The organism is Streptomyces sp. NBC_00306 (assembly GCF_036169555.1).
Lineage (GTDB): Bacteria > Actinomycetota > Actinomycetes > Streptomycetales > Streptomycetaceae > Streptomyces > Streptomyces achmelvichensis.
On record NZ_CP108032.1, the window covers coordinates 1,662,747 to 1,686,054 of the forward strand.

The 23,308-nt window shown below is 68.0% G+C and carries 17 protein-coding genes, 3 rRNA genes and 1 pseudogene; 6 read left to right on the plus strand and 15 right to left on the minus strand.

All coding sequences use genetic code 11. The features are described 5' to 3' along the window. Window positions 1–31 precede the first annotated feature (31 nt). From OHA05_RS07455 to OHA05_RS07475, 5 genes are all read right to left on the minus strand, one after another. A complete protein-coding gene (locus tag OHA05_RS07455) occupies window positions 32–1,114 on the minus strand; it encodes a glycosyltransferase family 4 protein (RefSeq protein ID WP_328860115.1) in 1,083 nt (360 codons plus the stop codon). Window positions 1,115–1,299: 185 nt separating this feature from the next. Continuing rightward, window positions 1,300–3,027: a DNA repair protein RecN gene (gene recN, locus OHA05_RS07460; protein ID WP_328863347.1), complete on the minus strand. Its 1,728-nt coding sequence runs from the start codon at window positions 3,025–3,027 to the stop codon at window positions 1,300–1,302. Between the two features lie 118 nt (window positions 3,028–3,145). Continuing rightward, window positions 3,146–4,060: an NAD kinase gene (locus tag OHA05_RS07465; RefSeq protein ID WP_313947173.1), complete on the minus strand. Its 915-nt coding sequence runs from the start codon at window positions 4,058–4,060 to the stop codon at window positions 3,146–3,148. Then, window positions 4,057–4,872, minus strand: coding sequence for a TlyA family RNA methyltransferase (locus tag OHA05_RS07470; protein WP_328860116.1), 816 nt, complete (start codon window positions 4,870–4,872; stop codon window positions 4,057–4,059). The genes OHA05_RS07465 and OHA05_RS07470 overlap by 4 nt, the downstream gene beginning before the upstream one ends. Before the next feature lie 7 nt (window positions 4,873–4,879). Continuing rightward, entirely contained in the window at window positions 4,880–5,218 is a 339-nt protein-coding gene (locus tag OHA05_RS07475) for a hypothetical protein (RefSeq protein WP_328863348.1), read from the minus strand. 201 nt (window positions 5,219–5,419) lie between these two features. Here OHA05_RS07475 and OHA05_RS07480 point away from each other — a divergent pair, with 201 nt between their 5' ends. Further along, window positions 5,420–5,767 carry an SCP2 sterol-binding domain-containing protein gene (locus OHA05_RS07480; RefSeq protein WP_313947171.1) on the plus strand — a complete coding sequence of 116 codons (348 nt, stop codon included), beginning with the start codon at window positions 5,420–5,422 and terminating at the stop codon, window positions 5,765–5,767. On the opposite strand, the gene OHA05_RS07485 is transcribed toward OHA05_RS07480, so the two are convergent. The 3 genes from OHA05_RS07485 to OHA05_RS07495 form a co-directional block, all read right to left on the minus strand. Continuing rightward, the gene (locus tag OHA05_RS07485) at window positions 5,751–6,569 is read right to left on the minus strand and encodes an ABC transporter ATP-binding protein (RefSeq protein WP_328860117.1); all 819 of its coding nucleotides are present in this window, start codon (window positions 6,567–6,569) and stop codon (window positions 5,751–5,753) included. The genes OHA05_RS07480 and OHA05_RS07485 overlap by 17 nt on opposite strands. Window positions 6,570–6,661: 92 nt before the next feature. Next, window positions 6,662–7,690, minus strand: coding sequence for a FecCD family ABC transporter permease (locus OHA05_RS07490; RefSeq protein ID WP_328860118.1), 1,029 nt, complete (start codon window positions 7,688–7,690; stop codon window positions 6,662–6,664). Further along, entirely contained in the window at window positions 7,687–8,739 is a 1,053-nt protein-coding gene (locus OHA05_RS07495; RefSeq protein ID WP_313947168.1) for a FecCD family ABC transporter permease, read from the minus strand. The genes OHA05_RS07490 and OHA05_RS07495 overlap by 4 nt, the downstream gene beginning before the upstream one ends. 129 nt (window positions 8,740–8,868) lie before the next feature. Between OHA05_RS07495 and OHA05_RS07500 the strand changes: the two genes are divergently transcribed. Beyond that, entirely contained in the window at window positions 8,869–9,858 is a 990-nt protein-coding gene (locus tag OHA05_RS07500; protein WP_313949063.1) for an ABC transporter substrate-binding protein, read from the plus strand. A 65-nt stretch (window positions 9,859–9,923) separates the two neighbouring features. Here the strand turns inward: OHA05_RS07500 and OHA05_RS07505 are convergent, their stop codons facing one another. Next, window positions 9,924–10,952, minus strand: coding sequence for an HAD-IIA family hydrolase (locus OHA05_RS07505; protein WP_328860119.1), 1,029 nt, complete (start codon window positions 10,950–10,952; stop codon window positions 9,924–9,926). A gap of 71 nt (window positions 10,953–11,023) precedes the next feature. Here OHA05_RS07505 and OHA05_RS07510 point away from each other — a divergent pair, with 71 nt between their 5' ends. Continuing rightward, on the plus strand, window positions 11,024–12,304 hold the full coding sequence (locus tag OHA05_RS07510) for a DUF1015 domain-containing protein (RefSeq protein ID WP_328860120.1): 1,281 nt from the start codon (window positions 11,024–11,026) through the stop codon (window positions 12,302–12,304). Window positions 12,305–12,391: 87 nt separating this feature from the next. Here OHA05_RS07510 and OHA05_RS07515 read toward each other — a convergent pair whose 3' ends face one another. The 6 genes and pseudogenes from OHA05_RS07515 to OHA05_RS07540 form a co-directional block, all read right to left on the minus strand. Then, window positions 12,392–13,237 carry a hypothetical protein gene (locus tag OHA05_RS07515; protein ID WP_328863349.1) on the minus strand — a complete coding sequence of 282 codons (846 nt, stop codon included), beginning with the start codon at window positions 13,235–13,237 and terminating at the stop codon, window positions 12,392–12,394. Between the two features lie 84 nt (window positions 13,238–13,321). Beyond that, window positions 13,322–14,674 (minus strand): annotated as a pseudogene (locus OHA05_RS07520) (hypothetical protein); the annotation flags it as partial. Window positions 14,675–14,807: 133 nt separating this feature from the next. After that, window positions 14,808–14,924 (minus strand): 5S ribosomal RNA (gene rrf / locus OHA05_RS07525). A gap of 110 nt (window positions 14,925–15,034) precedes the next feature. Beyond that, window positions 15,035–18,158, minus strand: a 23S ribosomal RNA gene (locus OHA05_RS07530). Between the two features lie 305 nt (window positions 18,159–18,463). Then, window positions 18,464–19,989 (minus strand): 16S ribosomal RNA (locus tag OHA05_RS07535). Together the 16S, 23S and 5S rRNA genes form the textbook arrangement of a ribosomal RNA operon. 523 nt (window positions 19,990–20,512) lie before the next feature. Further along, the gene (locus OHA05_RS07540) at window positions 20,513–21,154 is read right to left on the minus strand and encodes a DNA-3-methyladenine glycosylase (protein ID WP_328860121.1); all 642 of its coding nucleotides are present in this window, start codon (window positions 21,152–21,154) and stop codon (window positions 20,513–20,515) included. 76 nt (window positions 21,155–21,230) lie between these two features. On the opposite strand from OHA05_RS07540, the gene OHA05_RS07545 reads away from it, so the two are divergent. The 3 genes from OHA05_RS07545 to OHA05_RS07555 all read left to right on the plus strand — a co-directional run bounded on the left by OHA05_RS07545 (window position 21,231) and on the right by OHA05_RS07555 (window position 23,299). Continuing rightward, entirely contained in the window at window positions 21,231–22,013 is a 783-nt protein-coding gene (locus OHA05_RS07545; RefSeq protein WP_313947164.1) for a sporulation protein, read from the plus strand. An 87-nt stretch (window positions 22,014–22,100) separates the two neighbouring features. Further along, entirely contained in the window at window positions 22,101–22,637 is a 537-nt protein-coding gene (locus tag OHA05_RS07550) for a YbhB/YbcL family Raf kinase inhibitor-like protein (protein ID WP_313947163.1), read from the plus strand. A gap of 152 nt (window positions 22,638–22,789) precedes the next feature. Beyond that, window positions 22,790–23,299 (plus strand): HNH endonuclease, encoded by a 510-nt coding sequence (locus tag OHA05_RS07555; RefSeq protein WP_313947162.1) that lies wholly within the window; start codon window positions 22,790–22,792, stop codon window positions 23,297–23,299. Window positions 23,300–23,308: the final 9 nt, after the last annotated feature.

Here is a 23,308-nt window from a genome sequence, read left to right on the forward strand (position 1 = left end):
ACTTCTCGGTTCAGTCCGGCCCGTTCGGGACTCAGCCCGCCCGGTCCGCCGTCAGTTCGTCGTACACGCTCAGCACCTGCGCGATCGTCTCGTCCTCGGTCGGCCAGGTCGCCGCCTGCGCGCGGCCCGCGGCCACCAGCTCGTCCCGCCGCACGGGATCCCGCAGGAGCCGGGTCACCGCCTCCGCGAGCGCGTCCCCGTCGCCGTAGGGCACCAGTTCCGCCGCGTCACCGACGAGTTCCGGGACGCCGCCGACTGCTGTCGCGACCAGGGGCACGCCCGCGCGCAGGGCTTCCTGGGCCAGCAGGGCACGTGCCTCCCAGCGGCTGGGGAGCACCGCCACGTCCGCCGCGGAGATCAGATCGCCGATGTCGTCACGGCGGCCCACCAGCCGCACCGGCAGGCCCTCCGCCTCGATACGCCGATGGAGCGCGGCCCGCTCGCGCCCCTCCCCCGCGATCACCACCAGCGGCAGCGGATCGACGGTGCGCCACCGCGCGGCCGCGTCGAGGAGCGTGCCGTATCCGCGCTGCGGAGCGAGGGAGCCGACGGCCATCACCAACGGCCGGTCGACCGCGCCCAGTTCGGCCCGGGCCTTGCCCTCCGAGCTCTCGGCGCGACGCGGCGCGGGCAACGCGACCGGCGCGAGGCGGGCGTCCCGGGCGCCGTGCCAACGGGCCCGGTCGACCAGTTCGGAACAGGTGCCGAGCACAACCGCCGCCGCGCGGGCGGCCCTTCGCTCCAGCAGGCGCAGCAACGGCCCGCGCGGTCCGTCGGCGTCCGGGCGGCTGTGCCAGGTGACGACGAGGGGCACCCGCAGACCGCTCAGGGCCACCGAGGCGCGTACGGCCGCGTGCAGCCCGTGCGCGTGCACCACATCGGCCCGCGCGCACGCGGCGCGCAGAGCCCCGACGGCGGCGGGGTCACTGCGGCGCGGCACCGGCGTGAAGTGGGCCCCGGCGCCCGGGAAGTCGTAGAGGTGCTCCAGTCCGGCGGGCGCGCACACCGTCACCCGTACGCCCCGCGCCACCAGCCCCGAGGCCAGCGACCGGACGTGCGCGCTGCTGCCCGCGCTGCCGCCGCCCAGGACCTGGACCGTACGCAGCTGTGTCACCCGCCAAGGATGCCAGCCCGTACGCACGTTCCGGCACCGTCCGGGTGTCGTTCCCGTGTCGCACCACGGCAGCCCGTGATGGTCTTCACCCAGGCGGGTGACGAGCTCCCGCTCCTCGGTGCACCACCGTACGGCCCGCGGCCGGGTCCCCGATCGCCGGGCAGCCGATGTCCGTGACCCGGACGTCAGCCGTCCGCCCGCGCCGTCGCCAGCAGCTCCTCCGCGTGGGCCCGAGCCGTCTCCGAGTCCTCCTGGCCCGCCAGCATCCGCGACAGCTCCCGGACCCGGTCCTCGCCCTCCAGGACGGTGACACCGCTGCGGGTCACCGAGCCGTCGTTCGTCTTCTCCACCAGCAGCTGCCGGTCCGCGAACGCCGCCACCTGCGGCAGGTGCGTCACCACAACTACCTGCGCCGTCTTCGCGAGCTTCGCGAGACGCCGGCCGATCTCGACGGCCGCCTTGCCGCCCACGCCCGCGTCGACCTCGTCGAAGAGATAGGTCGGCACGGGGTCCGTGCCCGCGAAGACCACCTCGACCGCGAGCATCACCCGGGAGAGCTCACCCCCGGACGCGCCCTTGGCGATCGGCCGCGGCGGGGCGCCCGGATGCGGGGCCAGCAGCAGCTCCACCTCGTCGGCGCCGTGCGGGCCGTAGGCCACCGTCCGGCCGCCGACCTCGACGCCCTCCGGGTCCTCGGTCTGCCCGATCGCGAAGGACACGCGTGCGTGCGGCATGGCGAGGGACGCCAGCTCCTCGGTGACGGCCTCGGCGAACCGGGCCGCCGCCTCCGTACGGGCGTCCGTCAAGGCCTGTGCCAGACCCGACAGTTCTCCGCGCAGCGCGTCCCGCTCGACCGTCAGCTCGCCGATCCGGTCGTCGTCGCCCTCCAGCTCGGTGAGCCGGCCCGCGCTCTCCTCGGACCAGGCGAGCACGGCGGCAATGCCTTCACCGGTCTCGCCGTACTTGCGCGTCAGCCCGGTCAGCGCGGCCCGGCGCTCCTCCACCGCGGCCAGCCGCAGCGGATCGGCGTCCAGGTTGTCCGCGTATCCGGCGAGCTCACCGGCCACATCGCCGAGCAGGATGGAGATCTCGCCCATCCGGTCGGCGAGCGAGGCGAGTGCCGGGTCGTGGGCGCGCACGGCGTCCAGCGCACGGTTGGCGCCCGCGACGAGGGTCGTGGCGTCGACGCCCTCGGGGTCCTCGGGGTTGCCGGCGAGCGCGGTGTGCGCGACCGACGCGGCCGACGCCAGCGCCTCCGCGTGGCCCAGTCGCTCCGCCTCCGCGGCGAGTTCCACGTCCTCGCCGGCGCGCGGCTCCACACCGGCGATCTCGTTCAGCCCGAAGCGCAGCAGATCGGCTTCCTGGGCACGCTCGCGGGCGCGTGTGGTCAGCTCGTCGAGTTCCGTGGCGACGGACCGCAGCCTGCGGTAGGCGGCCGCGTACTTCGTGAGGGGTCCGGACACGGCCCCGCCCGCGTACCGGTCGAGCGCCTCGCGCTGCCGCGCCGGGCGCAGCAGCCCCTGCTGGTCGGTCTGCCCGTGGACGGCTACCAGCTCGTCGGCGAGCTCGGACAGCACACCCACCGGCACGGACCTGCCGCCGATGTGCGCGCGGGAGCGTCCCTCCGCCGAGACGGTTCTGCTGATGAGCAGCGTGCCGTCCTCGAGTTCCGCCCCGGCCTCCTCGGCCCGTACGGCGGCGGGGGCTCCGGCGGGTACACCGATGCGCCCCTCCACCACCGCCGACTTCGCGCCGATCCGCACCAGGGCGGGGTCGGCGCGCCCGCCGAGCAGCAGCCCCAGGCTGGTGACGACCATGGTCTTGCCCGCGCCCGTCTCACCGGTCACCGCGGTGAAACCGGGTGACAGCTCGACGACCGCGTCGTCGATGACGCCGAGCGACCGTATCCGCATCTCCTCCAACACGGACACGACCTTACGAGGTCCGGGGCCGCCCGTGCGACGGACCCCGGTGTCGGATTCACTCTCCCGGGCCGCGAGCGGCGGTTCCGGGGTCCTCGTCACGGAGGCGTCAATGGGGCGCGCCACGCCAACCGGACACCGGCAGCGCGAACTTGGCGACCAGGCGGTCCGTGAACGACGCGTGGTGCAGCCGGGCCAGCCGGACCGGAACGGCTCCGCGCCGTACTTCGACCCGGGCGCCCGGTGGCAGCTCCACCGTCCGTCGCCCGTCGCACCACAGCACGCCGTGCGGGGTGTGCGCCTGCACCTCCACCGCGAGGACGGACGTCGGCGAGGTCACCAGCGGCTTGGCGAACAGGGCGTGCGCGCTGATGGGCACCATCAGCAGCGCCTCCACCTCGGGCCACACCACGGGGCCACCGGCGGAGAAGGCGTATGCCGTGGAGCCGGTCGGGGTGGCGCAGACGACGCCGTCGCAGCCGAACCCGGTCACCGGCCGGCCGTCGATCTCCAGGACGACCTCCAGGATGCGGTCGGGCGAGACCTTCTGCACGACCGCCTCGTTCAGCGCCCAGTCCTCGTGGAGGATGTCGCCGTTGCGGTGCACGACCACATCGATCGTCATCCGCTCCTCGACCTCGTAGGCGCGGGTGACGACGCGGTCGACGACCTTGTCCAGGTCGTCGCGCTCCGCCTCGGCCAGGAATCCGACGCGCCCCAGGTTGACGCCCAGCATCGGCACGCCGGAGGCCCGGGCGAACTCGGCGCCGCGCAGCAGCGTCCCGTCGCCGCCGAGCACGATCAGCAGCTCACAGCCGTCGAGCACGCCCGGTGTCGCTTCGGGGACGGTCTGGACGGACGGCGGCAGCGGCAGATCGGCCGCCTCGGCCTGCAGCACGCGCACACCGAGACCGTTGCGCATCAGCCCCTGCACGACGAGTTCGGCGCTGCGGATCGCCGCAGGCCTGCCGGTGTGGGCGAGCAGGAAGACGGTGCGTCCTGAAGTCGCTGCTGGTGTGGTCAACGAGGTCCCTCCGCAACTGCACGATCGACGTCCGCCGGATCGAGCTCGGGCGCGCCGGCCCTGAGCCACAGAAAGTATTCGACGTTCCCGGAGGGTCCGGGCAGCGGGCTGGCGGTGACACCCAGTACGCCCAGACCGAGTCCCGCGGCCTTGCCGGCCACGGTCCTCACAGCCTCCTTGCGCAGTTCGGGGCTGCGTACGACCCCTCCGCTGCCGAGGCGCTCCTTGCCGACTTCGAACTGCGGCTTGACCATCAGCACCAGATCGGCGTCCGGGGCCGTGCACCGGACGAGCGCCGGCAGGACGAGGCCCAGCGGAATGAAGGAGAGATCTCCCACCACCAGGTCCACCGCCTCACCGTCGATCGTGCCGAGCGTCAGCTCGCGCACATTCGTACGGTCTTTGACCTTCACGCGTTCATCACTTTGCAGAGACCAGGCGAGTTGTCCGTATCCGACGTCCACCGCGACCACCTCGCGGACGCCCGCACGCAGCAGGACGTCGGTGAATCCCCCGGTCGACGCTCCCGCGTCCAGGGCCCGCCGTCCCTCGATCCGCAGACCCAGCGGTACGAAGGCCGCCAGCGCCCCGGCGAGTTTGTGCCCACCGCGTGAAACGTATTCGGGGTCGTTGTCGTCCGCCGACACGACGACGGCGGCGCTCGTTTCGACCTGGGTGGCGGGCTTCGTCGCGACATTGCCTCCGACGGTCACCCGCCCCGCGGCGATCAGCTGGCTGGCGTGCTCGCGAGAGCGCGCCAGGCTGCGGCGTACCAGCTCGGCGTCAAGACGGCGGCGGGCCACTCCTGCCACGTTCGGTTCAGCTCCTGTAGTTGTACGGGGGTGACGGCGGGGGCGCCTGAGGTGCGGGCGCCGGGCGTGCGTCGAGCGCGGTCAGCGCGTCGCGCAGCCCTCGGTGTACATCCTCGTACACCGCGAGGTGTCCGTCCGCCGGGAGGTGGTCGGCATCACCGAGCCGCTCGAGCCCGGCATCGACCTCGGCGTTGCCGGTGGGCACGCGCTGGACACCGAGGGGCGAGGGCGCGGCGGGTTCGTACGCGGAGGTCGCAGAGGTCGCGGCGTCCCGCTCGGACGCGTGCTCCCGCCCGGACTCGAGCTCCTGCTCGGACTCGTGCTCCTGCTCGTGCCCGGCCGGCATGTCCCGCTCGTGCCCGGCCGTCACTACCGGTTCCTGCTCCGGCACCTGGTCCGGGGAGATGTCCGGGGCCTGCTCCGCGGCTCCCGGGGCCGGTGGGGCGCCGTCGTTCCCCTGCTCCTGGATCATCCGGGCGTGCGGGCCCGGCATCGAGTCGCTCATGCCCAGACGCTACCGCGAAGCGCTGCGGTACCGTCGATCACGATGGCGACGACGGAGGAGTGCCGCAGCGCACTCAAGAAGCTCTCGGACAACCTGGCGCAGGCGAATGGTGATGTGCGCAGCGCGGCCGCGCTCGACCGTTCCCTGAGCTGCCACATCAGGGATCTGGACGTGACGTTCACCGGCCGCCTGGAGGGCGGCCGGATCGAGGTCGTGGACACGGTCGACGGACCCCCGCCCCAGAAGGCGCAGATCCGTCTCGCGATGACCGGGGACGACCTGGTGGCGATGGTGAACGGCGAGCTGAACTTCGCGAAGGCGTGGGCCTCCGGCCGGGTCAGGCTGGAGGCCGGCTTCCGCGATCTGATCCGCCTCAGGACACTGCTGTAACCGCGCCTGCAACCGCGGCACGCCTGCGGGCCGCGGGCACCACCAGCGGTGTCCCGGACTCCGGGTCGGCGATGACCTGGCTCTTCACCCCGAAGACCTGCTCGACCAGCTCGGCCGTGACGATGTCGCCGGGCGCTCCTTCGGCGACGACCCGTCCCTCGCGCAGGGCGATCAGGTGGGTGGCGTAGCGGGCGGCCTGGTTGAGGTCGTGCAGGACGGCGACCAGCGTGCGCCCCTGCTCCTCGTGCAGCTCGGCGCAGAGGTCGAGCACCTCCAGCTGGTGCTGGATGTCGAGGAACGTCGTCGGCTCGTCGAGGAGCAGCAGCGGGGTCTGCTGCGCGAGTGCCATGGCGATCCACACGCGCTGGCGCTGTCCGCCGGACAGTTCGTCGACATAGCGCTCTGCCAATTCACCGACACCGGTGGCGTCCATCGACTCCTGGACGATGCGCTCGTCCTCGGACGACCACTGGCGCAGCAGGCCCTGGTGCGGGTAGCGGCCGCGGGCGACGAGGTCGGCGACCGTGATCCCGTCGGGCGCGATGGAGGACTGCGGCAGCAGTCCGAGGGTCCTGGCGACCTTCTTCGCCGGCAGGGAGTGAATGACCTGTCCGTCGAGCAGGACCCGCCCCTGCGAGGGCTTCAGCATGCGCGACAGGGCACGCAGCAATGTCGACTTGCCGCAGGCGTTCGGTCCGACGATGACCGTGAAGGAGTTGTCGGGGATCTCGACCGACAGGTCTTCGGCGATGACGCGCTGGTCGTAGCCGAGGGTGACCGATTCCGCGGTGAGACGTTGCATGGTGGTCGTACTCCTGGATCGGGGGTTCACGGGCGTCACGGGGTTCGTACCCGCCTCGGCGCGCGTGGGCGTGGTCGCGGGCGAACGGTCCTTCATATGCGTCCCGCCTTGCGTTCGGTGACGAGCAGCCACAGCAGATAGCAGCCGCCGAGCACACCCGTCACCACTCCGACCGGCAGTTGCCGGTCGCCGAACGCCGTGGACGCCGTCCAGTCGGCGAGGAGCAGCAGCGCGGCGCCCATCACGGCGGCGGCGGCGAGGTTGGGCCCGGGCGAGCGGGTGAGCCGACGGGCGAGCTGAGGCGCGCTCAGCGCGACGAAGGCGATCGGGCCGGCGGCGGCCGTGGCGACCGCCATCAGCAGCACGCCGGCTCCCATCAGGACGACGCGTGTGCGCTCGACGGGGGCGCCCAGCGCGAACGCGGCGTCGTCGCCCATCTCCAGCAGGCGAAGCGGCCGGCCGTACACGAACACCAGGGGCACGAGGACCGCGAAGACCGCGAGCAGCGGCCAGAACTGGGCCCAGTCACGGCCGTCGAGCGACCCGGTCATCCACAGCGTGGCCCGGGTGGCGTCGATGAGACTGGCCTTGGTGACGAGGTAGTGGTTGACGGCCGTGAGGATGGCGGCCACACCGATGCCGATGAGGACGAGACGGTAGCCGTGGACGCCGCGCCTCCACGCCAGCACGTAGACGGCGACTCCCGTCACCAGTCCGCCGACGATGGCGCCTCCCGCCACGGCGAGGGGGTTGCCGTGGAACATGACGATCACGGTGAGCGCCCCGACGGTCGCGCCCTGACCGAAGCCGATGACGTCCGGACTGCCGAGCGGATTGCGGGAGATGGTCTGGAAGATCGCGCCGCTCAGTGCGAGGGAGGCACCGACGAGGAGTCCGACGAGCGCGCGGGGCAGCCGCAGGTCCTGGACGATGAACTCCTGCGCGGCCGTGCCGTTCCCGAGCAGCGTGGCGACGACATCACCGGGCGCGATCGGGAAGTCTCCGCTGCCGATGAGGACGATTCCCGCGCCGAGGGTGACCACGGTGAGAACGAGGACGACCGCGACGGCCCTCGGGTCGGTCCGGACGGAGAGCCCGCCCGGGGTGCGTATCGCTTTCACAGCTGGGCCATCCTCTTGCGGCGTACGAGGTGGATGAAGACCGGTCCGCCGATCAGGGCGGTGACGATGCCCACCTGGAGTTCGGCGGGGCGGGTGACGACCCGGCCGACGACATCGGCGCCGAGCAGCAGCACAGGGGCGAGGACGGTCGCGTACGGCAGGATCCACCGCATGTCGGGGCCGGTGATGGAGCGCACGAGGTGCGGAATCATCAGCCCGATGAAGATGATCGGGCCGCAGGCGGCGGTCGCCGCCCCGCACAGCAGGGTCACGGCCAGCATCGACAGCGCGCGTGTGCGGTTGAGGTGCGCGCCGAGCGAGCGGGCGGTGTCGTCGCCCATCTCCATGGCGTTGAGCGGCCGGGCGAGCAGCAGGGCGAGCAGCACACCGGCACCGATGAACGGCGCGACCTTGCCGATGGTCTCCATGTCGGCGGAGGCCAGCGAGCCCACGGTCCAGAACCGCAGCCGTTCGAGCGCGGCCGAGTCCAGCAGCTGTACGGCGTTGATGTATCCGTAGAGCGCGGCGGTGGCGGCGGTTCCGGCGAGCGCGAGCCGTACGGGAGTTGCGCTGCGGCTGCCGCCCAGGATGTACACGAGAACGGAGACCACACCGGCGCCGAGGAACGCGAACCAGACATATCCGGTGAGGGAGGTGACGCCGAGGAAGCTGATGGCGGAGACGACGGCGGCGGAGGCACCCGCGTTCACCCCCAGCAGTCCCGGTTCCGCCAGCGGGTTGCGGGTGAGTGCCTGCATCACCGCGCCGGCGAGACCGAGGGCGGCGCCCGCGATCAGACCGAGCAGGGTCCGCGGTACGCGCACATCGGCCACGATCACATCGTTGCCCGAGCCCTGGTTGTCGAAGAGGCCGTGCCAGACATCGGCAAGCGGAATCGACTTGGCACCGACGACGATGCTCGCGACACAGACCAGCAGCAGGACACCGACGGCCACCAGCAGCCCCGTGGCGCGCAGGAGATGGCGCTTCCGGGACGCAGGTGCGGATTGCGGCTCCGCGCTCTGTTTGGGGGGACTGTCGACCAACACGTGGTTAGGTTAGCCTACCCTCGCATTCGCTCTGAGACGAGGGAACTCCCTGTGCCGAACCGCTCCGTACCCGCCCAGCCGTACGAGTCCGCGACACCCGCGCCCCGCGGCGGCCTCAGCCGACGCGGGCTGCTCACCGCCACCGGCGCCCTCGGCCTCGGTGCCCTGCTCGCCGGCTGCGGCGGCAGCGAGAAGAAGCCCGTCGCAAGCGGAACCGCGGACAGCGGGCCCTGGAGCTTCAAGGACGACCGCGGAAAGGTCGTCAGGACCGACAAGACGCCGAAGAACCTTGTCGCCTTTGTCAGCACCGCCGCCGCGCTCCACGACTACGGCATCGAGTGCACCGGCGTCTTCGGACCCAGCAAGCCGGTGAACGGCAAGCCCAACCCGCAGGCCGGCAACCTCGATGTCGCGAAGCTGACCAGCCTCGGCGAGGCCTGGGGCGAGTTCAACGTGGAGAAGTACGCGGCGCTCCAGCCCGACCTGCTGATCAGCAACATGTTCCCGCCGCCCGCCCTGTGGTTCGTGCCGGAGGAGAGCAGCAAGAAGATCGAGGCCCTGGCGCCGACCGTCGGTATCGCCGGCGCCCACCGCTCCCTGCGCGAGCCGCTGAAGCGGGTCACCGACCTCGCCGCGGCACTCGGCGCCGACCTGAAGGCCCAGCAGGTCACCGCCGCCCGGGCGCGCTTCGACAAGGCCGAGGCGACCCTGCGGAAGGCCGCGGAGGCCAAGCGCGGCCTCAAGGTCCTCGCCATGACGGGCGATGCCGAGCAGATGTACGTCGCCGTGCCCGACTCCTACTGCGACCTCAACTACTTCAAGGATCTCGGCATCGAGTTCGTCGAGGGCAAGAAGAGTGACGAGTGGGGCTTCTGGGAGTTCCTCAGCTGGGAGAACGCCGGCAGGTACCACGCCGACCTCATCATGATCGACAACCGCTCCAGCGCCCTGCCCGCCAAGGAACTCGCCAAGAAGCCCACCTGGGCACGGCTTCCCGCCGTCAAGGCGGGCCAGACCGTGCCCTGGGCCATGGAGGAGCGCTACAGCTACCTCGGCTACGCGCCGGTCCTGGAGCAACTGGCCGCCGCCATCACCTCGTCGAAGAAGCTCAGCGGCTGAGCGGACTCCCCCGCCCACGCGCGGCGGGGAGTCCGAACGGCGACGGCCCTACGGCCCCAGAGCCTCTACAGACCCAGCCGGGACAGCGCCTTGCCCGCGTCGAGGGTGCAGGTGCCGTCCCCGGCTCGGGTCCACGCCGCCGCACACAGGGCACGCAGCCCGTCCAGCGGCTCACCCTCACCGTCGAGCGCCAGCTCCTCGTCCCGTACGGACGCGGTGAAGCCGCCGCAGGTGAACCCGTCCCCGTCCGCGGAGACTTCGGGCTGCCCCGTCAGCATCCCGCGCAGGTCGGCGTCCACGTACGTCGGCCGGTGCTGCGGCGGCGCGGCCAGCAGCTGCGCACCGTCGGTCACCCCGGTCAGCACGAGCAGCGAGTCCACACCGCCGTTGTGGGCACCCTCGATGTCCGTGTCCAGCCGGTCGCCCACCACCAGAGGCTTCGTCGCGCCCGTCCGCAGGATCGTCTCCTTGTGCATCGGCGGCAGGGGCTTGCCCGCCACCTGAGGCTCGGCACCCGTCGCAATCCGGACGACCTCGACCGCCGCGCCGTTGCCGGGCGCGATCCCCCGTCCGCTCGGAATCGTCAGGTCGGTGTTGGACGCGAACCACGGCACACCCCGCGCGATGGCGTAGCAGGCCTCCGCGAACCGGCCCCAGGCCAGGTCCGGGCCGCCGTAGCCCTGCACGACCGCCGCCGGGTCGTCGTCCGCCGACTCCACCGGCTCCAGACCGCGCTCGCGCAGCGCCACCCGCAGCCCCTCACCACCGACGACCAGCACCCGCGACCCGGCCGGCACCTGCTCGGAGATCAGCCGGGCGACGGCCTGGGCGGAGTTGATGACATCCTCGGCCACCGCCGGCACTCCCAGCTCGGTGATGTGCTCGGCCACGGCCTCCGGCGGGCGCAGCGCGTTGTTCGTCACATACGCCAGATGCATGCCCCCGTCCCGCGCGGTCAGCAGCGATTCCACGGCGTGCGCGATGGCCGCGCCCCCCGCGTACACGACACCGTCCAGGTCCAGCAGAGCGGTGTCGTACGCCTCGCTCAGCGCCGTCGCGCTTCCGCTCGGCCGGGTCCTGCTGGGCTGGCTCATTCGCTTCCGCTCCTTCGTCCGTGTCACTCCCCCGATCATCGCGCATCGGGCAACGCACATACGATGCTCGAATGAACAGCGAAGGTCCCGCGGCCAACGACGGTCTGTGCCTGATCCCCTTCCGTGGACTGCGATACGTCCCCGAGCGGGTCGGCAGTCTGGCCGCCGTGACCTCGCCGCCCTACGACGTGGTCGTCAGGCCCGACGGACTGCACCATCTGGAGTCCGCGGACCCGTACAACATCGTCCGGCTCATCCTGCCGCAGGCGGACAGCGCGGGGGCCCGCCACCGGCTGGCCGCCCAGACCCTGTCCCGCTGGCTGGACGAGGGCGTCCTGGCCCCGGACCCCGAGCCCGCGCTCTATGTGTACGAGCAGCGCCAGGACGACATCCTCCAGCGCGGCATCATCGGCGCGCTCGCCCTGTCCGAGCCGTCCGAAGGGGTCGTCCTGCCCCATGAGGACGTCATGCCGGACATCGTGGCGGACCGTACGGACCTGATGCGCACCACGGACGCCAATCTGGAGCCGCTGCTCCTCACCTATCGGAGCATGGGCGACGCGACGGGCGCGACGGCCGTCATCGAGCGGACCGTCCTGGGCTCCCCCCTGCTGTCGACGACCACCGAGGACGGCTTCAGCCACCGCCTGTGGTCCGTGACAGACCCTGGCGACCTCGCGGAGATCCGGAGCGACCTGGGCGACCGCCAGGCCCTGATCGCCGACGGCCACCACCGCTGGGCGACCTATCTGCAACTGAACTCCGAGCACGACGCTCCCAGCCCGTGGAGCTACGGCCTCGTCCTGCTGGTGGACACGGCCCGCTACCCCCTGCGTGTACGCGCCATCCACCGGCTGCTGCACCGGCTCCCGGTCCGCAAGGCTCTCGCGTCCCTGAACGGCGCCTTCCGGGTCCGGCGCCTGGATGTCCCGCTCGCCGAGGCGACGGCAGCCCTGGCCGAGGCGGCGGCCGAGGGCAACGCCTTCCTCCTCGCCGGCGACGGTTCGTTCCATCTCGTCGACCGCCCCGATCCCGAGCTGCTGTCCCGTACGGTCCGCACGGACCGCCCGGAGGCGTGGCGCACCCTGGACGCGGCGGTTCTGCACTCCACGCTGCTGGACCACCTCTGGAGCATCCCGGACGCGCCGGAGCACATTGCGTACATCCACGACACCGCAGCGGCCGTGGTGCAGGCCGAACGCCACGACAGCACTGCCGTGTTGATGCATCCGGTACGCGAGGAGGTCGTACGGGACCTGGCCCGCGAGGGCGTCACGATGCCCCGGAAGTCCACATCGTTCGGCCCGAAGCCGGCGACGGGCCTGGTGCTGCGGAGCCTGACCCTGGAGTGACGCGCGTATAGGCGTGACGTCACACGGAGACGACAGCAAAAAGGGCGGCACCCACGAGGGGTGCCGCCCTTTTGTCATCGCTGACGACTACGAGGACTTGTCACCCTCGGTGTCGGTGTCGGTGCTGATGTCCGCGTCCGTGTGCGTGTCGACATCGTCGGCTTCGTCGGCGTCGTCCGCCTGCGCGTCGACGACATCGTCGCTCAGGTCGTCCTGCTCGTCGGCCTCGGCGACACGCACTGCGGTCGCGCCGCTCAGGTCGCCGTGATCGGCGTCCTGCGCGTCGTGCTCGTCGTGCTCGTCATCCGCGTCGACGAACTCCACGCCGTCCAGCTCGGCGAGCCGGTCGGACGCGTCGGTGGCGCCGTCCTTGTCCGCCTCAAGCGCCTTGGCGAACCACTCACGCGCCTCGCCCTCACGTCCGGCCGCCAGCAGCGCGTCCGCATAGGCGTAACGAAGCCGCGCGGTCCAGGGCTGTACGGAGTTGGAGGCGAGCTCAGGGCTCTGCAGCGTCACGATGGCGGCATCGATCTGCCCCATGTCCCGCCGCGCCCCGGCCGCGACCAGCCGCATCTCGACCTGTCCGGCCTTGTCGAGCTTCTGCACCTCGGGCTCGCCGGCCATGGCCATGGCCCGCTCGGGCCGGCCGAGACCGCGCTCGCAGTCCGCCATGACGGGCCACAGCTCGACACTGCCGGTCATCCGCCGGGCGGCACGGAACTCGGCAAGCGCCTCCGAGTACTTCTGCGTCGCGTACGCGGCGAAGCCGGCAGCCTCGCGCACGGCGGCGACACGGGAAGCGAGCCGCAGGGCGATCTTGGAGTAGGCGTACGCCTGCTCGGGGTCCTCGTCGATCAGGTTGGCGACCATGACGAGGTTCCTCGCCACGTCCTCGGCCAGGCCCTTCGGCAGGCTCTGGAGTTCCTGGCGCACGTCCTTGTCGATCTCGTCGCCCGTGACGTCGTCGGGAATCGGGAGCCGCTTGATCGGCTCGCGGTCGCCACGGTCCCGGTCGCGGTCGTCGCGACGGCCGTAGCCACCGCCGCTGGGACGGTCGTCACGGGAGCCGCGGTACCCACCCCGGTCATCACGCCGGTCGTCACGCTGCCCGCGGTATCCACCACGGTCGCGGTCGTCACGACGCGGGGGACCGCTGGGACGGTCGTCACGGCGTCCGTAGCCACCGCCACCGCCGCCATGGCTGGGGCGGGACGACCCACGGTCGTCGTCACGGCGCGGACCGCTCGGGCGGTCATCACGCCGGCCGTAGCCACCACCGCTGGGACGGTCGTCACGACGGTCATCGCGACGGAAACCACCACGGTCACCGGAGCTGGGACGACCACCACGGTCGTCGTCACGACGCCCGTAGCCGCCACCACCACTGGGGCGGGACGACCCACGGTCGTCGTCACGACGCGGACCGCTCGGGCGGTCGTCGCGCCGACCGTAGCCACCACCGCTGGGACGGTCGTCACGACGGTCATCGCGACGGAAACCACCACGGTCACCGGAGCTGGGACGACCACCACGGTCGTCGTCACGACGCCCGTAGCCGCCACCGGTCGGCCGCGACCCACGGTCGTCACGCTGCCCGCGGAAGCCACCGCGGTCGTCGTCACGGCGCGGCCCGCTCGGCCGGTCGTCACGTCGGTCGTCGCGACGGTCATCGCGACGGAAACCACCGCCACCGCCAGTGCTGCTCGGGCGCCCGCCACGGTCGTCACGACGGGGACCGTAGCCACCACCGCCGGCCGGCCGGGACCCACGGTCGTCACGAGGTCCGCGGTACCCACCGCGGTCGTCGTCGCGACGCGGCCCGCTCGGCCGGTCGTCACGTCGGTCATCACGACGGTCGTCACGACGGAAACCACCGCGGTCACCGGAGCTGGGACGACCACCACGGTCGTCGTCACGACGCCCGTAACCGCCGCCGCTGCCACCGCCGGAACGGTCGTCACGGCGGTCATCGCGACGGAAGCCACCACCGCTGCTGCTGCTGGGACGAGAACCGTAGCCGCCACCGGAACGGTCGTCGCGGCGGAAGCCGCCACCACCACCGCTGCTGGGACGACCACCGCGGTCGTCATCACGGCGCGGACCGCTCGGCCGGTCGTCACGGCGCCCGTAGCCACCACCGCTGGGGCGGCCACCACGGTCGTCGTCACGGCGGAAGCCGCCGCCACCACCGGAGTTGGGACGGCCGCCCCGGTCGTCTTCACGGCGAGGTCCGCGGTTTCCACCGCGGTCATCGTCACGTCGCGGCCCACGGTCCCGGTCGTCACGGCCGCCGCGGAAACCGCCTCGGTCACCACCGTCCCTGCGACGCGGCTCGCGCTCCGGACGATCGTCTGGAGAGTTGGTGGACATCGGCGTGACTCCTGTCTTCGGGTACTGCAGTCATTCTCGCGCAGCCGGCCATCGGACGCGCTTCGAAAAAATAGGCAAAACAAAAAGGACCCGTGGTCCAGCGTGAACGCTGGACCACGGGTCCTTAAAGATTGTTCGGCGGCGTCCTACTCTCCCACAGGGTCCCCCCTGCAGTACCATCGGCGCTGAAAGGCTTAGCTTCCGGGTTCGGAATGGAACCGGGCGTTTCCCTAACGCTATGACCACCGAAACCCTATCGGGTTCTAGCGAACAAGCACACTTTTCAATTAAGTAGTGAAACTTGGTTCAACCGGTGCGACTGTTCGCAACCCGGGAACCACACAGTGGACGCGAGCAACTGAGGACAAGCCCTCGGCCTATTAGTACCGGTCAACTCCACCCATTACTGGGCTTCCATATCCGGCCTATCAACCCAGTCGTCTACTGGGAGCCTTACCCTCTCAAGGAGGTGGGAATACTCATCTCGAAGCAGGCTTCCCGCTTAGATGCTTTCAGCGGTTATCCCTCCCGAACGTAGCCAACCAGCCATGCCCTTGGCAGGACAACTGGCACACCAGAGGTTCGTCCGTCCCGGTCCTCTCGTACTAGGGACAGCCCTTCTCAATATTCCTACGCGCACAGCGGATAGGGACCGAACTGTCTCACGACGTTCTAAACCCAGCTCGCGTACCGCTTTAATGGGCGAACAGCCCAACCCTTGGGACCGACTCCAGCCCCAGGATGCGACGAGCCGACATCGAGGTGCCAAACCATCCCGTCGATATGGACTCTTGGGGAAGATCAGCCTGTTATCCCCGGGGTACCTTTTATCCGTTGAGCGACGGCGCTTCCACAAGCCACCGCCGGATCACTAGTCCCGACTTTCGTCCCTGCTCGACCCGTCGGTCTCACAGTCAAGCTCCCTTGTGCACTTACACTCAACACCTGATTGCCAACCAGGCTGAGGGAACCTTTGGGCGCCTCCGTTACCCTTTGGGAGGCAACCGCCCCAGTTAAACTACCCATCAGACACTGTCCCTGATCCGGATCACGGACCCAGGTTAGACATCCAGCACGACCAGAGTGGTATTTCAACGATGACTCCACAACCACTGGCGTGGCCGCTTCACAGTCTCCCACCTATCCTACACAAGCCGAACCGAACACCAATATCAAACTGTAGTAAAGGTCCCGGGGTCTTTCCGTCCTGCTGCGCGAAACGAGCATCTTTACTCGTAGTGCAATTTCACCGGGCCTATGGTTGAGACAGTCGAGAAGTCGTTACGCCATTCGTGCAGGTCGGAACTTACCCGACAAGGAATTTCGCTACCTTAGGATGGTTATAGTTACCACCGCCGTTTACTGGCGCTTAAGTTCTCAGCTTCGCACGCCCGAAAGCGTACTAACCGGTCCCCTTAACGTTCCAGCACCGGGCAGGCGTCAGTCCGTATACATCGCCTTACGGCTTCGCACGGACCTGTGTTTTTAGTAAACAGTCGCTTCTCGCTGGTCTCTGCGGCCACCCCCAGCTCGAGGAGCAAGTCCTCTCACCAGTGATGGCCCCCCTTCTCCCGAAGTTACGGGGGCATTTTGCCGAGTTCCTTAACCATAGTTCACCCGAACGCCTCGGTATTCTCTACCTGACCACCTGAGTCGGTTTAGGGTACGGGCCGCCATGAAACTCGCTAGAGGCTTTTCTCGACAGCATAGGATCATCCACTTCACCACAATCGGCTCGGCATCAGGTCTCAGCCTTAACGAGGGACGGATTTGCCTACCCCTCGGCCTACACCCTTACCCCGGGACTACCACCGCCCGGGCTGGACTACCTTCCTGCGTCACCCCATCGCTTACCTACTACCACCTTGGATCGCCGGCTCCACCACTTTCCTTTCCCCGAAGGGTCCGGAACGGCTTCACGGGCTTAGCATTAATGGGCTCGATATTGGGCGTTTCAAAGCGGGTACCGGAATATCAACCGGTTGTCCATCGACTACGCCTGTCGGCCTCGCCTTAGGTCCCGACTTACCCTGGGCAGATCAGCTTGACCCAGGAACCCTTAGTCAATCGGCGCACACGTTTCTCACGTGTGTATCGCTACTCATGCCTGCATTCTCACTCGTGAACCGTCCACCACTGCCTTCCGGCGCGGCTTCACCCGGCACACGACGCTCCCCTACCCATCCCAGCGGGCGTTGGCCCTATATGCTGGAATGACACGACTTCGGCGGTACGCTTGAGCCCCGCTACATTGTCGGCGCGGAATCACTTGACCAGTGAGCTATTACGCACTCTTTCAAGGGTGGCTGCTTCTAAGCCAACCTCCTGGTTGTCTCTGCGACTCCACATCCTTTCCCACTTAGCGTACGCTTAGGGGCCTTAGTCGATGCTCTGGGCTGTTTCCCTCTCGACCATGGAGCTTATCCCCCACAGTCTCACTGCCGTGCTCTCACTTACCGGCATTCGGAGTTTGGCTAAGGTCAGTAACCCGGTAGGGCCCATCGCCTATCCAGTGCTCTACCTCCGGCAAGAAACACACGACGCTGCACCTAAATGCATTTCGGGGAGAACCAGCTATCACGGAGTTTGATTGGCCTTTCACCCCTAACCACAGGTCATCCCCCAGGTTTTCAACCCTGGTGGGTTCGGTCCTCCACGACCTCTTACAGCCGCTTCAACCTGCCCATGGCTAGATCACTCCGCTTCGGGTCTTGAGCGCGCTACTAAGTCGCCCTATTCGGACTCGCTTTCGCTACGGCTTCCCCACACGGGTTAACCTCGCAACACACCGCAAACTCGCAGGCTCATTCTTCAAAAGGCACGCAGTCACGACGCAAGGAACAAGTTCCTTGCGCGACGCTCCCACGGCTTGTAGGCACACGGTTTCAGGTACTATTTCACTCCGCTCCCGCGGTACTTTTCACCATTCCCTCACGGTACTATCCGCTATCGGTCACCAGGGAATATTTAGGCTTAACGGGTGGTCCCGCCAGATTCACACGGGATTTCTCGGGCCCCGTGCTACTTGGGTGTCTCTTAAACGAGCCGCATGAATTTCAGCTACGGGGGTCTTACCCTCTACGCCGGACCTTTCGCATGTCCTTCGCCTATCCATACGGTTTCTGACTCGTCTCACCGCCGGCAGACGATGATAAAGAGATCCCACAACCCCGCATGCGCAACCCCTGCCGGGTATCACACGCATACGGTTTGGCCTCATCCGGTTTCGCTCGCCACTACTCCCGGAATCACGGTTGTTTTCTCTTCCTGAGGGTACTGAGATGTTTCACTTCCCCTCGTTCCCTCCACACTGCCTATGTGTTCAGCAGCGGGTGACAGCCCATGACGACTGCCGGGTTTCCCCATTCGGAAACCCCCGGATCAAAGCCTGGTTGACGACTCCCCGGGGACTATCGTGGCCTCCCACGTCCTTCATCGGTTCCTGGTGCCAAGGCATCCACCGTGCGCCCTTAAAAACTTGGCCACAGATGCTCGCGTCCACTGTGCAGTTCTCAAGCAACGACCAGCCACCCACCACCCCGCTGAAAACAGCGAGTTCACTGGGGCCGGCATCGCGAAGGACGAGCTCACGCTCGCACCCTCAGATACCCAACAGCGCGCCCGGCACGACCAGTCGAATCCTGTGTTCCACGCCGAAGCAGTACTAACAGTCATCATCTGAGCCGTGCCGAATAGTCAACGTTCCACCCATGAGCAACCAGCACCGGACATTCGCCGATGTACTGGCCTCTGACCTGATCCGAAGATCCGGTAAGAAGTGCTCCTTAGAAAGGAGGTGATCCAGCCGCACCTTCCGGTACGGCTACCTTGTTACGACTTCGTCCCAATCGCCAGTCCCACCTTCGACAGCTCCCTCCCACAAGGGGTTGGGCCACCGGCTTCGGGTGTTACCGACTTTCGTGACGTGACGGGCGGTGTGTACAAGGCCCGGGAACGTATTCACCGCAGCAATGCTGATCTGCGATTACTAGCAACTCCGACTTCATGGGGTCGAGTTGCAGACCCCAATCCGAACTGAGACCGGCTTTTTGAGATTCGCTCCGCCTCGCGGCATCGCAGCTCATTGTACCGGCCATTGTAGCACGTGTGCAGCCCAAGACATAAGGGGCATGATGACTTGACGTCGTCCCCACCTTCCTCCGAGTTGACCCCGGCAGTCTCCTGTGAGTCCCCATCACCCCGAAGGGCATGCTGGCAACACAGAACAAGGGTTGCGCTCGTTGCGGGACTTAACCCAACATCTCACGACACGAGCTGACGACAGCCATGCACCACCTGTCACCCGACCACAAGGGGGGCACCATCTCTGATGCTTTCCGGGCGATGTCAAGCCTTGGTAAGGTTCTTCGCGTTGCGTCGAATTAAGCCACATGCTCCGCTGCTTGTGCGGGCCCCCGTCAATTCCTTTGAGTTTTAGCCTTGCGGCCGTACTCCCCAGGCGGGGAACTTAATGCGTTAGCTGCGGCACCGACGACGTGGAATGTCGCCAACACCTAGTTCCCAACGTTTACGGCGTGGACTACCAGGGTATCTAATCCTGTTCGCTCCCCACGCTTTCGCTCCTCAGCGTCAGTAATGGCCCAGAGATCCGCCTTCGCCACCGGTGTTCCTCCTGATATCTGCGCATTTCACCGCTACACCAGGAATTCCGATCTCCCCTACCACACTCTAGCTAGCCCGTATCGAATGCAGACCCGGGGTTAAGCCCCGGGCTTTCACATCCGACGTGACAAGCCGCCTACGAGCTCTTTACGCCCAATAATTCCGGACAACGCTTGCGCCCTACGTATTACCGCGGCTGCTGGCACGTAGTTAGCCGGCGCTTCTTCTGCAGGTACCGTCACTTTCGCTTCTTCCCTGCTGAAAGAGGTTTACAACCCGAAGGCCGTCATCCCTCACGCGGCGTCGCTGCATCAGGCTTTCGCCCATTGTGCAATATTCCCCACTGCTGCCTCCCGTAGGAGTCTGGGCCGTGTCTCAGTCCCAGTGTGGCCGGTCGCCCTCTCAGGCCGGCTACCCGTCGTCGCCTTGGTAGGCCATCACCCCACCAACAAGCTGATAGGCCGCGGGCTCATCCTTCACCGCCGGAGCTTTCAACCCCTCCCCATGCAGGAAGGAGTGTTATCCGGTATTAGACCCCGTTTCCAGGGCTTGTCCCAGAGTGAAGGGCAGATTGCCCACGTGTTACTCACCCGTTCGCCACTAATCCACCCCGAAGGGCTTCATCGTTCGACTTGCATGTGTTAAGCACGCCGCCAGCGTTCGTCCTGAGCCAGGATCAAACTCTCCATGAATGTTTTCCCGTAATCGGGATGAACACCACAAGAGCGGAACAGCCGATCGGAATAAGACCGACTGTTCACAGCGTCCTCGCTGTGTCATTGCCTACCAACCACAAGGGCCGGCAGGACTTTCAAAGGAACCTCGCCATCCGAAGATGGACGGGGTATCAACATATCTGGCGTTGACTTTTGGCACGCTGTTGAGTTCTCAAGGAACGGACGCTTCCTTTGTTCCCGTTTCCGGGCCCTCCGGGCGCTTCCCTTCGTTTCCAACCTTACCAGACTCTTTCCGTTCCGTTTCCGGTGTGGAATTCGATCCAGTGGCCGTTGGAAGGCCTTTTGCCTTTCGGCACATTCACTACGTTAACCGATTCCCTTGGCTGCTCATAATCGAGTAACCGGGGCAGGATTTCGGCATGCCGAAATCGAACCCGTTCTGGGCTGGTCGTCTGTAGTGGGTGGCCGCTTCAGGTTGCTGAACAGCAGGGCCTGTCTCAAGCGGCTCGGGCTACGTTAGGCGTCTCGGGAGGCCGAGTCAAGTTGCCCTGCGGCGCGGCGTGTGTGCCCGGTACGGGCTCACCGTGGGGTCTCCGTCGATCCAGAAGCGCCACGGGTGGTGGGCTCCGTCGCCGCCGACGCCCGTGCGCGGACCGTTGCGGACCTGGTCAGGGGCAGGGGCGTTGCCGGGGAGCAGGGTCAGGGGTGAATGACCGTCGGCGCAGAAGTCCGCACCGTTGAGGGTGCGGTCGACGTCGAGTGCCGTGGCCAGACGGGCCGGCCCCTTGGCCAGTTCTCTGTCATGACGGGCCGAGATTCGACGTTTGCGGGCGTGCTCCGCGCCTACCAGTACCTCACCGGCTCGCAGCAGGACACCGCCGGCGCGGCCGACCGGGCCGCACACCACGTTGAGGCAGTGCCACATGCCGTAGGTGAAGTAGACGTACGCGTGACCGGGCGGTCCGAACATGACGTCGTTGCGGGCGGTGCGGCCGCGGAAGGCGTGGGAACCGGGGTCGAGCTCCCCCGCGTACGCCTCCACCTCGGTGATGCGCAGTTCGATGGAACCGTCGTCGTGGTGGCGTGCGAGGGTGCAGCCGAGGAGTTCGGGTGCGACCTCCAGTACAGGGCGGTCGAAGAACTCCCGCGACAACGGCGTACGGTCGGGGCTCTCGATCATGGCGTCCGAGGGTACCCGGGGAACCGGCTACGGTCGTGGGCGCGTATGTAGGGGTCAGGACCTAGAAGGAGTGGACATGGGCTTCAAGAAGCTGCTCGCGAGTATGGGCGCCGGCGGCGCCTCCGTCGAGACAGTGCTCACCGAGGAGAACGTCGTGCCGGGCGGGGTCGTCCAGGGCGAGGTGCGTATCCAGGGCGGTTCGGTGGACCAGCAGATCGAGGGGCTGTCCGTCGGACTCCAGGCGCGCGTCGAGGTCGAGGGCGGTGACCAGGAGGTCAAGCAGGACATCGAGTTCACCAAGCAGCGTCTCGGTGGCGCCTTCGAGGTGAAGGCCGGCGCGGTGCACGTGGTGCCGTTCGGGCTGGAGATTCCGTGGGAGACGCCGGTGACGAGCGTCGCCGGTCAGCAGCTGCGCGGGATGAACATCGGTGTGACCACGGAGCTGGAGATCGCGCGCGCCGTGGACTCGGGCGACCTGGACCCGATCAATGTGCACCCGCTGCCGGCGCAGCAGGCGATCCTGGACGCGTTCATCCAGCTCGGCTTCCGCTTCAAGAGCGCGGACATGGAGCGCGGGCACATCCGGGGCACGCGTCAGCGTCTGCCGTTCTACCAGGAGATCGAGTTCTTCCCGCCGCAGCAGTACCGGGGGCTGAACCAGGTCGAGCTCACCTTCGTCGCCGACGACCGTGAGATGGACGTCATCCTGGAGATGGACAAGAAGCCGGGCCTGTTCAGCGAGAGCAGCGACTCGTACAAGGCGTTCAAGGTGGGGCACCACGACTTCCAGTCGACCGACTGGAGTGCGTACCTCAACCAGTGGCTCGCCGATGTCGGCGGTCGGCGCAACTGGCTCTAGGTGCTGCCGTCCGGGCTGATCCGGACGACTGGCCCTAGGGTCGGATCGGCAGAGCTTCAACAGGACAGCCGCATCGGAGGTTCAGACGTGACCGAGCTCAAGAGGGCACCCCTTCCGCACGATTTTCATCCCGAGGTGCCGTCGTTCACGGTCGTGAGCGACGACATCGAGCCGGGGTCGGTGCTGAAGGATGCCCAGGTCCAGGCGGCGGGCAACACCTCGCCGCAGCTGCGGTGGGAGGGCTTCCCGGCGGAGACCAAGAGCTTCGCCGTGACGTGCTTCGATCCGGACGCGCCCACGGGCAGTGGTTTCTGGCACTGGGTGGTCTTCGACATTCCGGCGTCGGTCACGGAACTGCCGGCGGGTGCGGGCAGCGGGAAGTTCGAGGGGCTGCCCGACGGTGCCGTTCAGGTCCGTAACGACTACGGGTCGCGGGACTTCGGCGGCGCGGCTCCGCCGGCCGGTGAGAACCACCGCTATGTGTTCACCGTGTACGCCGTGGACAGCGAGAAGCTCGGTCCGGACGCGGATGTCTCGCCCGCGGTCGTGGGATTCAATCTGCGGTTCCACACGATTGCCCGTGCACAGCTGATCGGTGAGTACGAGGCTCCCGCGGAGCACTGACCGTTCGCTTGTTGTTTGCCCTGCCCTGGTCTTGGAGAGATCAGGGCAGGGCATCTTTTATTGCGTTGTCCATCTCGGCGCGCCCGGCCAGAGTTGATCCAAGCCCAGAGCCCGCCGAACAGGGCCGGGCCGGTGAACGGGAGGTGGGCGGGATGCGGGACACGCTGGTACTGAATGCGAGCTTCGAGCCGCTGTCGACGGTGACACTCAACCGTGCGGTCGTGCTGGTGCTCCAGGACAAGGCCGTCGTCGAGCAGGCCCACCCCGGACTCCGTGTGCGCGCGGCGGCGGTCGATCTCCCCGTGCCCCGGGTGATCAGGCTCTGCAGATACGTACGGGTGCCCTTCCGAAGACAGGCACCGTGGTCGAGACGGGGTGTGCTGATACGGGACCAGCACCGGTGCGCGTACTGCGGGAGACGGGCGACGACCGTGGACCACGTGGTGCCGAGGTCGCACGGTGGCGCGGACAGCTGGCTGAACACGGTGGCCTCGTGCTCCGAGGACAACCACCGCAAGGCGGACCGTACGCCGGAGCAGGCGGGGATGCCGCTGCTGCACCAGCCGTTCGTGCCGTCGCCGGCCGACGCGATGCTGCTGGGCATGAGAGCCGGTGAGCGCGCCGAGCTGCCGCAGTGGCTGGCGGCTCAGCCTGCCGCGTAGGCGGCGGAA

Excerpts from the sequence above, each read along its gene's own strand:
- recN (WP_328863347.1), bottom strand. The coding sequence starts at position 3,027 with ATGCGGATACGGTCGCTCGGCGTCATCGACGACGCGGTCGTCGAGCTG.
- OHA05_RS07475 (WP_328863348.1), bottom strand. The coding sequence starts at position 5,218 with ATGCCGGCCGGGCACGAGCAGGAGCACGAGTCCGAGCAGGAGCTCGAG.
- OHA05_RS07480 (WP_313947171.1), top strand. The coding sequence starts at position 5,420 with ATGGCGACGACGGAGGAGTGCCGCAGCGCACTCAAGAAGCTCTCGGAC.
- OHA05_RS07485 (WP_328860117.1), bottom strand. The coding sequence starts at position 6,569 with ATGCAACGTCTCACCGCGGAATCGGTCACCCTCGGCTACGACCAGCGC.
- OHA05_RS07505 (WP_328860119.1), bottom strand. The coding sequence starts at position 10,952 with ATGAGCCAGCCCAGCAGGACCCGGCCGAGCGGAAGCGCGACGGCGCTG.
- OHA05_RS07510 (WP_328860120.1), top strand. The coding sequence starts at position 11,024 with ATGAACAGCGAAGGTCCCGCGGCCAACGACGGTCTGTGCCTGATCCCC.
- OHA05_RS07540 (WP_328860121.1), bottom strand. The coding sequence starts at position 21,154 with ATGATCGAGAGCCCCGACCGTACGCCGTTGTCGCGGGAGTTCTTCGAC.
- OHA05_RS07545 (WP_313947164.1), top strand. The coding sequence starts at position 21,231 with ATGGGCTTCAAGAAGCTGCTCGCGAGTATGGGCGCCGGCGGCGCCTCC.
- OHA05_RS07555 (WP_313947162.1), top strand. The coding sequence starts at position 22,790 with ATGCGGGACACGCTGGTACTGAATGCGAGCTTCGAGCCGCTGTCGACG.